Consider the following 9,624-nt stretch of genomic DNA (forward strand, 5'->3'; position numbering starts at 1 on the left):
CGCCCTGGCCGTACAGACGATGTACCACAAGCTCAAGGACGGCAAGGACTTCCCGAAGGAGGCCTTCGCCCCGACCACCATGGTCGACGCCTCCAACTGGAAGGACGCGGGAGTCACCTGCGGCTGAGCCCGCCCCGAGGCCAGTACGGGTACGGACCCGCCGCGGCGGCGCCGTACCCGTCACCCGTCCCGACCACCACCGACCAGCAGCGCCGCTGAGTCGGCACACGTTCCCCCAGCATGTGAGGCCCCCCCATGACCACAGCCGGCACAGAACCACCGACTGCCGCCCCCTCCGCCCGGAACCTCGGCGAAGAGATCTCTGTGGAGAACATCACCAAACGCTTCGGCGCGGTACAGGCGCTCAGCGGCGTCACGCTCACCTTCCCCCGGGGCCGGGTGACCGCCCTCATGGGCGAGAACGGCGCGGGCAAGTCGACCCTGTTGAAGATCCTCACCGGTGACCACCAGCCCACCGAGGGAACCATCCTCTGGGACGGGCGTCCGCGGACCCTGTCGTCACCGCACGACGCCCACAAGGCCGGGATCCGCATCATCCCGCAGGAACCCGAGATCATTCCGCACGTCTCGGTCGCCGAGAACGTGTACGCCGGCGCCCTGCCGCGCGGCGCGGGACGCCGACTCGATCGGGCCGAGCTGCGCCGCCGCATCACCGCGGACCTGGCCCGACTCGGCTTCGAGAAGGTCATCCACCCCGATCAGCTGGGCTCCGAACTCACCGCCGCACAACGCCAACTGGTGGAGATCCTGCGGGCACTGACCGGCGACGCGAAGGTCATCGCCTTCGACGAACCGACCTCCTCCCTCTCCGAGAACGAGGTCGAGGCCCTCTTCGCCCTGATCGGCCGCCTCCGGGACCAGGGCATCGCCGTCATCTACGTATCCCACCGCATGAAGGAGATCTTCCACCTCGCCGACCGCATCGCGGTCCTGCGCGACGGCGCGGTCGCCGGTGTGCTGGAGGCGCGCGACACCAACGAGGGCGAGGTCGTCCGCCTGATGGTCGGCCGCGACCTCTCCTCCCTGTTCGTGCGGCAGGACGTCGCCCGCGAGGAAGTGGTGCTGCGGCTGGAGGGCGTCACCACGGACGACGTCACCGACATCGACCTCCACGTCCGCGCCGGAGAGGTGGTCGCCCTGGCCGGCCTCATGGGAGCCGGACGGTCCGAACTGGCCCTCGCCCTGGCCGGCGACCAACCCATCCGGTCGGGCCGTGTCAGCGTGAACGGCGAACCCCTGCGCCTGCGCAGCCCCAAGGACGCGATCCGCGCAAGCATCGGACTCGCCCCCGAGGAGCGCAAGGCCCAGGCGTTGTTCCTCCATCGCTCCATCCGCGACAACACGTCCCTGGTGAGCCTGGACCGGCTGCGCCGCTGGCGCTTCGTCCAGAGCCGACAGGAGAAGGTCGTGGCGCAGGACTTCTCCGATCGGCTGCGGGTGCGCACGCCCTCGATCGAGCACGAAGTGCGCAAACTGTCGGGCGGCAACCAGCAGAAGGTCGTCCTCGCACGATGGCTGCTGCGCAAGCCCAAGGTCCTCATCCTCGACGAGCCCACGCGCGGCATCGACATCGGGGCCAAGGCGGAGATCTACCGCATCATCGCCGACCTCGCCCGGGAAGGGGTCGCCCTGCTGGTGATCTCCTCCGAACTACCTGAAGTCCTCGGGCTGGCCGACCGGATCGTCGTGATGCAGAACGGACGCGTCACCGGCGAACTCAACCGCTCGGAAGCCACCGAGGAAGCCATCCTCAACCTCGCCATGGCCGACGACCTGGCTCCCGTCGCATCCGACCGACCGCTCACAGACTCCGCCGATGGAGACGCTCGATGACCACCACCCAGACGCCGGCCACCACCGAGAACATCCCCGCTCCGGCGCGGAAGACCACGGGAGCACTGCTCTCCTCGCTCGGCGGCCAGAACCTCAGCCTGATCGGCGCCCTCGTACTCGTCCTCGCCCTGTTCGGGTTCCTCAACGACAACTACCTCAGCCTCTCCAACATCCAGGTCATCGGAGAAGCGGCGACGATCACCGGACTGCTCGCCATCGTGCAGACCGTCGTGATCATCTGCGGGGGACTCGACATCTCCGTCGGCTCCCAAGCCGGACTGGCCTCCGTCGTGAGCGCCATGGTCTTCACCTCCGCCGGATCCAATCCCTACCTCGGCATGGCCGCCGCGATCGGCGTCGGAATCCTCGTCGGTGTGGTCAACGGCGTCGCCATCGTCTACGGGCGCGTCAACCCCACGATCGCCACGCTCGCCGGGCTGGCCGCCTACAAGGGCGTGGCGCAGCTCGTCTCCGGCGGCCGTGCGCAGGGCTACGTCCTCAACGATCCCTTCTTCGTGTTCCTCGGGCGCGGCAAGATCGCCGGCATACCGGTGATGATCTGGATCCTGGTGGTCGTGGCACTGGCCGTGCACGTCCTGCTCAAGTACACGGACATCGGTCGCAACATCTACGCGATCGGTGGCAACGACACGGCGGCGCGCCTGGCGGGCATCAACATCAACAAGTATCTGGTCGCGGTCTACGCGCTCATCGGTGTGGTCGCCGCGGTCGCGGGGATCCTGCTGACCGCACGCACCGGTTCCGGACAGCCCGTCTCCGGCAGTGAGGGGCTGGAGCTGAAGGCCATCACCGCGGCGGCCCTGGGCGGGTGCGCGCTGAAGGGCGGCAAGGGCGGCATCGGGGGCACCCTCCTGGCCGTCGCCCTGCTCGGGGCCCTGGAGAACGGCCTCACCGTCGAGGGCATCAACACCTTCTGGCAGAACGTCGCCCAGGGCGCCCTCCTCGTCGCCGCGGTCGTCATCCAGCAGCGCCGCAGCGGGGAACGCGCCGTCGGATTGCCCCACTGACACGACGCCACGACGAGGCCCCGCTCCGACAGGAGCCGGGCCTCGTCGTGCCACGTGCCGACGGATCACGGCAAAGAGGGAGAAGGAGGACGATCCACGATCACGGCCCGAAACGCATTCGCCCCGCCGGGGCGTGCGGCAGAAGCGGTCGTTGCATTTCGGTACGGGCACACCATTCTTCGCCATAAAGCACCCGAGGTGGCACGAAGGCGCTACAACGGCCTCAGGAGGCTCCGCACGCGGTCCTGTTGGAACAGTCACGCGGAAAGGCGAGCGGATGCGCCGAGCCGCTTATCCACCCTTCGGTGTGAAAGTTCTGCGCAGGCCATCCCCAACCCCTTGCACCACGTTATTGGATGCAGTGTACAATTGATCTCTGTCTGGAATTGTGAGAGATCATCGGGTGGGATTGTGACAGAGCCGGCACCGCTAGCGGCCCAGCGGAGAGAACTGATCCTCGACACCGTGCGTCGCAAGGGGGCGGTGCGCGTCGCCGTGCTCGTGGAGCAGCTCGGGGTGTCCGACATGACCATCCGCCGCGATCTGGACGTCCTCGCCAAGGCGGGGTCGGTCGAGAAGGTGCACGGCGGGGCGGTCAGTACCTCCGGTACCACGTCCGACGAGCCCGGCTTCGAGACCAAGTTCACCCTCAAGTCCGCGGCCAAGGCGGCGGTCGCGGACGTGGCCGCCCAACTGGTGCGGCCCGGCAGTGTCGTGGCGATCTCCGGAGGGACGACGACGTACGCCGTCGCCCACCGGCTGCGCCACATCGCCGGCCTGACCGTGGTGACCAACTCCCTGCCGGTGGCCGACCTGTTGCGTCCGTCCGGCGCCGACGACGGTGCCACCGGTCCGACCCTGCTGGTCACGGGCGGGGCCCCCACGAAGTCCGCGTCGCTGGTCGGACCGCTGGCGGACCAGGCGATCCGCTCCCTGCAGGTCGACCTCCTGATCGTGGGTGCTCACGGCGTCTCCGAACGTGCCGGGGTGACCACCCCGAACCTCGCGGAGGCGGAGACGAACCGCGCCCTGATCTCGGCCGCCACCCAGCTGGCCGTCGTGGCCGATCACAGCAAGTGGGGCATCGTCGGCCTGAGCCGGTTCGCCGACCTGTCCGACATCGACTACTTCGTGTCCGACGACGGCCTCGGCGAGCAGGCCCGTACCGTCCTCGGCGAGCAGGTGGGACGGCTGATCCTGGCGGACACCCAGGGGGCGTGAGCGCCGCCCGCCGTACGGGGGAGAGTCGCCCCCGGGGTGTCGACGCGCTCCGCGGGGCACGCGAGCAGCCGGCTCCCGACCAACCGGCGACGCCCCTGGCGCGGCGGCCGGCACCCGGGCCGTCAGGGCTCGAACCGGTAGCCGAACCCGCGCACGGTGATGATGCGCTCGTGGCCGATCTTGTGGCGCAGCCGCTGTACGTGCACGTCGACGAGCCGTTTGTCGTCGCTCCGGGGGCAGTCCCACACGCGCTCCAGCACGGTGGCCCGTGACAGGACCACGGCGGGCCGTGCGGCGAAAGCCAGGAGGAGTTCGAGTTCCGTGGGCGTGAGGTCGAGCAGCCGGCCGTCCCGCCTGACCGTCAGGGCTGCCGGGTCGATCCGCAGGTCACCGAAGTCCATCGCGGTGTGCGGGACGAGGGGGCGGCGGTCGGGCAGTCGGTGGCGCGACGCAGCGCGGACCGGATCCGTGCCACGAGGACCGGGAGGTCGAACGGCTTCGTGACGTAGTCGTCAGCGCCCGCCTCAAGGCCGAGGACGACATCCACCGGATCGGTCCCCGAGGAGATCAGCAACACCGGCGAACGGCTTTCCGCGCGGATGCGCCGCGCCAGGCTCACCCTCCGCCGGGGCGCCGGGGGCAGTGGCGGGGGCGCGGAACCGGGCGGTGGCTTTCGCTGAGGACCTGCGCATTGCCCGCCTTCGCCCGAATATCAAGGGCGCCGAGTGCGCCGTCGCCCCGCAGCCGTTCGAGGGCGAAAGCAGCATTTCTGTGCTCATGTGTCGCGGTGCCGTTATTTTGACCATGCCTCAGGTGCGTGTCAAGCCATTGCCTGGACGGGAGATCCATCCGAAATGCCTTATGCCGCAAACGACTTGTCGCGGCCGGGGGTGGCGCAATGCCACTGCCTGAACAAGGGCGGCTGGTGGCCCGCCGGTACCGGTTGATGCAGCGGGCACGCGGTACGTCGTCCACTTCTCGGCGCCGGACGAGGAGGGGGCCCGGCGCCGGCCCGTCTTCGACACCGTCGCCGAGGAACTCCGCCTGCCGAACTGACACCCCGAGGGGGCGCCACCGTGGTCGCGGTGCGCGGAGGAGCCGGGCGGGCGTCCAGGGACTCCCACGAAACAAACAACAGCATCGACGTTGACTTACGTTGATTCATGTTTATTGTTGTGAGCGTGTGGCTCCCAGGGCCGCCGTACTTCGAGAGACGGGCACGCTCCGTGAAGAGAACCACGACGAAGCTCGCGGACGGCCGCGAGCTGATCTACTTTGACCGTGACGGCGGCGCCGTCCGCGACGCAGTCGACCGACGCCTGCTGGAGCCGGTCGACAGCCGCCCCGAGCTGCGACTGGACCTGGCGACCGGCGACTGGGTCACCATCGCCTCGCACCGTCAGGGGCGCGTCCACCATCCGCCCACCGATGCGTGCCCCCTGTGCCCCTCCTGGGACGGGAACCACAGCGAGATCCCGGCCGCGGACTACGATGTCGCCGTGTTCGAGAACCGCTTCCCCTCCCTGGCGGGACGCGTGGGCCGCTGCGAGGTCGTGTGCTTCACGCCCGAGCACGGGGCGAGCTTCGCCGATCTGACCGAGGACCGGGCCCGCCTCGTACTCGACGCCTGGACGGACCGCACCGAGAACCTGTCGTCCCTGCCCGGCGTGGAGCAGGTGTACTGCTTCGAGAACCGCGGCGCGGAGATCGGCGTCACCCTCGCGCACCCCCACGGACAGGTCTACGCCTTCCCCTTCGTACCGCCGCGCACCGCCAAGATGGTCGCCGTCGCGGACACGCACCGGCGCGTCACCGGCGGCAACCTCTTCGAGGACCTGCTCGCCGAGGCCCGCGCCGCCGTGTCGCGGGTGGTCCTGGCGGGGGAGCACTGGACGGCGTTCGTCCCCTACGCCGCCCGCTGGCCCTACGAGGTGCACCTCTACCCCCACCGCCGAGTCCCCGACCTCACCCGCCTCACCGAGGCCGAGCGCGCGGAGTTCCCCGGCATCTACCTGGAACTGCTGCGCAGGTTCGACCGACTGTTCCACCGCGAGGACGGTGCGCCGGCGACCCCCACCCCGTACATCTCCGCCTGGCACCAGGCGCCGAAGACCGGAGGGCAGGAACTGGCCCTGCACCTGGAGCTGTTCACGGTGCGACGATCGGCGGGCAAGCTCAAGTTCCTCGCGGGCGTCGAATCCGGCATGGACTCCTTCGTCAACGACGTCGCCCCGGAAGCCGCGGCCCGGCGACTGCGGGAAGTCGCGTCATGAGCAGGTACCTCGTCACCGGCGGCGCCGGATACATCGGCAGTGTGGTCGCGGCCCGCCTCCTCGCCGCCGGCCACCGCGTCACGGTGCTCGACGACCTGACCACCGGCATGTCGGAAGCCGTCCCCGAGGGCGCCGACTTCGTCCGGGGCGGGGTCGCCCAGGCCGCCGCCCTGCTGGACACCGGCTATGCCGGGGTGTTGCACTTCGCCGCGTCCTCACAGGTGGCCGAGTCCGTGCGCGACCCGGAGAAGTACTGGCGCAACAACGTCGCCGGCTCGCTGGAACTGATCACCACCATGCGCCGCGCCGGCGTACGCACCCTGGTCTTCTCCTCCACCGCGGCCGTCTACGGCGAACCCGAACAGGTGCCCATCGCCGAGGACGCCCGGACCGAGCCCACCAGCCCCTACGGCGCCACGAAGCTCGCCGTCGACCACCTGATCACCGGGGAGGCCGCCGCCCACGGGCTGGCCGCCGTGTCCCTGCGATACTTCAACGTCGCGGGCGCCCACGCGGGCCACGGCGAACGCCACGACCCCGAATCGCACCTCATCCCGCTCATCCTGCAAGTGGCCCTGGGACAACGCCCACACATCGACGTCCACGGCGACGACTACCCCACGCGAGACGGCACCTGCGTCCGCGACTACATCCATGTCGCCGACCTCGCCGAGGCCCACCTCCTGGCCCTGGACGCCGCCCGCCCCGGCGAGCACCTGATCTGCAACCTGGGCAACGGCGGGGGCTTTACGGTCCGGGAGGTGATCGACTCCGTCCGACGGGTGACGGGTCGTACGATCCCGGAACTCGTCGGCCCCCGGCGACCCGGCGATCCCGCGGTGCTCGTCGCCTCCGCCGCCCGCGCGCACGACCGCCTCGGCTGGCGGCCGACCCGAACCGACCTGGACTCCATCGTGGCCGAGGCCTGGGCCTTCGCGCAGGGGGCGACCGCATGAAGGAGGCCTTCCGGCACATCTACGGCGCCTCCCCGGACGGAATCTGGGCAGCGCCGGGGCGCGTCAACCTCATCGGCGAGCACACCGACTACAACGACGGCTTCGCCCTGCCCATCGCCATCCCCCAGAACACGCGGGTGGCGGCGCGACGGCGCGAGGACGGACGCCTGCGGTTGCACAGCGCCCAGGGCGACGGCCCGGTCATCGACCTCGACGTCGACGAGCTGACCCCCGGAGCCGTCACCACCTGGGGCGCGTACCCGGCGGGAGTCGTGTGGGCGCTCCGCGAGGCGGGACACGGGGTCGCCGGCGCCGACCTCCACGTCGACAGCACGGTGCCCACCGGCGCCGGCCTGTCGTCCTCCGCCGCGCTGGAGTGCGCGGTCGCCTTCGCCTACAACGACCTGTACGGGCTCGGACTCAGCGCACCCGCGCTCGCCCTGATCTCACAGCGGGCGGAGAACAGCTTCGCCGGCGTCCCGTGCGGGGCCATGGACCAGATGGCCTCGGCCTGCTGCACCGCCGGCGCCGCCCTGCACCTGGACATCCGCGCGGGGACCCACGAGCAGGTGCCCTTCGCCCCGGAGTCGGAGGGGCTGTGCCTGCTCGTCATCGACACCCGCGTCAAACACGACCTCGGGGACGGCGCGTACGCCGCGCTGCGCGCCGGGTGCGAACAGGCCGCCCGGCTGCTCGGCGTCGCGGCGTTGCGGGACATCTCGCCGGCGGACCTGCCCTCCACCGGCAAGATGCTCCCCGCGCACCTGGTGCCGCTGGTCCAGCACATCGTGGCCGAGAACGCGAGGGTCACCGAATCGATCTCCCACCTGCGAGCGGGACGCGTCGCGGCGCTGGGACCGATCCTCGTGGCCGGTCACGCCTCATTGCGGGACGACTTTCGGATCTCGTGCGACGAGAGCGACCTCGTGGTGGACACGGCCCTGGCACACGGAGCGCTCGGAGCACGCATGACCGGAGGTGGATTCGGCGGCTCCGTCATCGTCCTCGTGGACGAGGGCCGGGCGCAGGCGCTGGACGCGGCCGTCACCGCGGCGTTCCGCTCCGCCGGGTACCTGGCCCCGCACCTGTTCGCCGTGTCCCCGGCCTCCGGAGCCCGGCGCATCGAGTGAGATGCCGGTGAGGGCGGGATCCGTCGACGTAGACTGTTCGTTCGTGAGGATGGCCGTGTGTCTCTGACTCCACACACGGATGGCGCGCACAGGAGCGGGGACGACAACGTGACGGAAGCAGCACGCCTTGCACCCCAGCGCAGGGCCCTGATCCTCGACATCGTCCGCCGCGACGGCGCGGTGCGCGTCACCGAACTCGTGGAACAGCTCGGCGTCTCCGACATGACGATCCGCCGCGACCTGGACGTGCTGGCCCGCAGCGGTGCTCTGTCCAAGGTGCACGGCGGCGCCATCAGGTCGTCCGTCACGACCGCGGACGAACCCGCCTTCGAGACCAAGGCCGGTCTGGAGTCACAGGCCAAGGCAGCGGTCGCCGAGGCGGCCTCCGCCCTCGTGAAACCGGGCAGCGTCGTCGCCATCTCCGGAGGAACGACGTCCTACGCGGTGGCCAGCCGGCTCCGGGACGTGCCCGGACTGACCGTGGTGACCAACTCCCTGCCGGTCGCCGACCTGCTGCGACCCACGGGAGCGGAGCTCGGCTCCCCGGAACGCACGCTGCTGCTGACCGGCGGCTCTCCCACGAAGTCGGCCTCCCTGGTCGGCCCCCTGGCGGACCAGGCGATCCGCTCCCTCCAGGTGGACCTGCTGATCATCGGCGCCCACGGCATCTCCGAACGTGCCGGCGCGACCACCCCGAACCTCGCCGAAGCCCAGACCAACCGCGCGCTGATCGACTGCGCCACTCAGGTCGCCGTGGTCGCTGACCACACCAAATGGGGAGTCGTCGGCCTGAGTCGGTTCATCACCCTCCCGGAGATCGACTACTTCGTCTCGGACGACGGGCTCGATGCCGAGGCACGCACCGTCCTGAGTGATTCGGTGGGCCGGCTGATCCTGGGAACCTCCCAGCCGTAGCCCGGGCGGAAGCCCCTGCCACAACCCCCGGCCGCCGACCCCCGCTCCGGTCCGGTCAGGGCCGCGCCGGTATGCCTCCAGATGTCCTGATTCCTCGGCTTCTTCGTGCAGGCCGCTCCCGAGCTCACACGTGAAGAGACTTGTCAGGCCGCGCGTGTTTACGTAAACATGCAGGAGTGGCGCGAGTCCCGCGCACCCGTTCAGCTGAGGAGCACGCGCATGCCTCTTCTCCGGATCGATGATGACG

7 protein-coding genes and 1 pseudogene are annotated in these 9,624 nt (G+C 70.2%); 7 read left to right on the forward strand and 1 reads right to left on the reverse strand.

The features are described from left to right. Positions 1-255 precede the first annotated feature (255 nt). From ACIRO3_RS36710 to ACIRO3_RS36720, 3 genes are all read left to right on the forward strand, one after another. The gene (locus ACIRO3_RS36710) at positions 256-1,854 is read left to right on the forward strand and encodes a sugar ABC transporter ATP-binding protein (RefSeq protein ID WP_404144089.1); all 1,599 of its coding nucleotides are present in this window, start codon (positions 256-258) and stop codon (positions 1,852-1,854) included. Continuing rightward, the gene (locus ACIRO3_RS36715) at positions 1,851-2,882 is read left to right on the forward strand and encodes an ABC transporter permease (RefSeq protein ID WP_404144091.1); all 1,032 of its coding nucleotides are present in this window, start codon (positions 1,851-1,853) and stop codon (positions 2,880-2,882) included. The genes ACIRO3_RS36710 and ACIRO3_RS36715 overlap by 4 nt, the downstream gene beginning before the upstream one ends. Positions 2,883-3,293: 411 nt before the next feature. Beyond that, entirely contained in the window at positions 3,294-4,103 is an 810-nt protein-coding gene (locus tag ACIRO3_RS36720) for a DeoR/GlpR family DNA-binding transcription regulator (RefSeq protein WP_404144093.1), read from the forward strand. Positions 4,104-4,225: 122 nt separating this feature from the next. On the opposite strand, the pseudogene ACIRO3_RS36725 reads toward ACIRO3_RS36720, so the two are convergent. Continuing rightward, positions 4,226-4,722 (reverse strand): annotated as a pseudogene (locus tag ACIRO3_RS36725) (winged helix-turn-helix domain-containing protein); the annotation flags it as partial. A 607-nt stretch (positions 4,723-5,329) separates the two neighbouring features. Between ACIRO3_RS36725 and galT the strand changes: the two are divergent. The 4 genes from galT to ACIRO3_RS36745 all read left to right on the forward strand — a co-directional run bounded on the left by galT (position 5,330) and on the right by ACIRO3_RS36745 (position 9,377). Then, entirely contained in the window at positions 5,330-6,376 is a 1,047-nt protein-coding gene (gene galT, locus ACIRO3_RS36730) for a galactose-1-phosphate uridylyltransferase (RefSeq protein ID WP_404144094.1), read from the forward strand. Continuing rightward, complete coding sequence (gene galE, locus ACIRO3_RS36735) at positions 6,373-7,332, forward strand: UDP-glucose 4-epimerase GalE (RefSeq protein ID WP_404144096.1); 960 nt, start codon at positions 6,373-6,375, stop codon at positions 7,330-7,332. Before galT ends, galE begins: the two co-directional genes overlap by 4 nt. Beyond that, complete coding sequence (galK, locus tag ACIRO3_RS36740; protein WP_404144098.1) at positions 7,329-8,462, forward strand: galactokinase; 1,134 nt, start codon at positions 7,329-7,331, stop codon at positions 8,460-8,462. Before galE ends, galK begins: the two co-directional genes overlap by 4 nt. Positions 8,463-8,570: 108 nt before the next feature. Then, entirely contained in the window at positions 8,571-9,377 is an 807-nt protein-coding gene (locus tag ACIRO3_RS36745; RefSeq protein WP_404144100.1) for a DeoR/GlpR family DNA-binding transcription regulator, read from the forward strand. Positions 9,378-9,624 lie beyond the last annotated feature (247 nt).

Source organism: Streptomyces sp. NPDC102278, from assembly GCF_044766345.1.
In the GTDB taxonomy this organism is placed as follows: domain Bacteria; phylum Actinomycetota; class Actinomycetes; order Streptomycetales; family Streptomycetaceae; genus Streptomyces.

Excerpts from the sequence above, each read along its gene's own strand:
- ACIRO3_RS36710 (WP_404144089.1), top strand. The coding sequence starts at position 256 with ATGACCACAGCCGGCACAGAACCACCGACTGCCGCCCCCTCCGCCCGG.
- ACIRO3_RS36715 (WP_404144091.1), top strand. The coding sequence starts at position 1,851 with ATGACCACCACCCAGACGCCGGCCACCACCGAGAACATCCCCGCTCCG.
- galE (WP_404144096.1), top strand. The coding sequence starts at position 6,373 with ATGAGCAGGTACCTCGTCACCGGCGGCGCCGGATACATCGGCAGTGTG.
- galK (WP_404144098.1), top strand. The coding sequence starts at position 7,329 with ATGAAGGAGGCCTTCCGGCACATCTACGGCGCCTCCCCGGACGGAATC.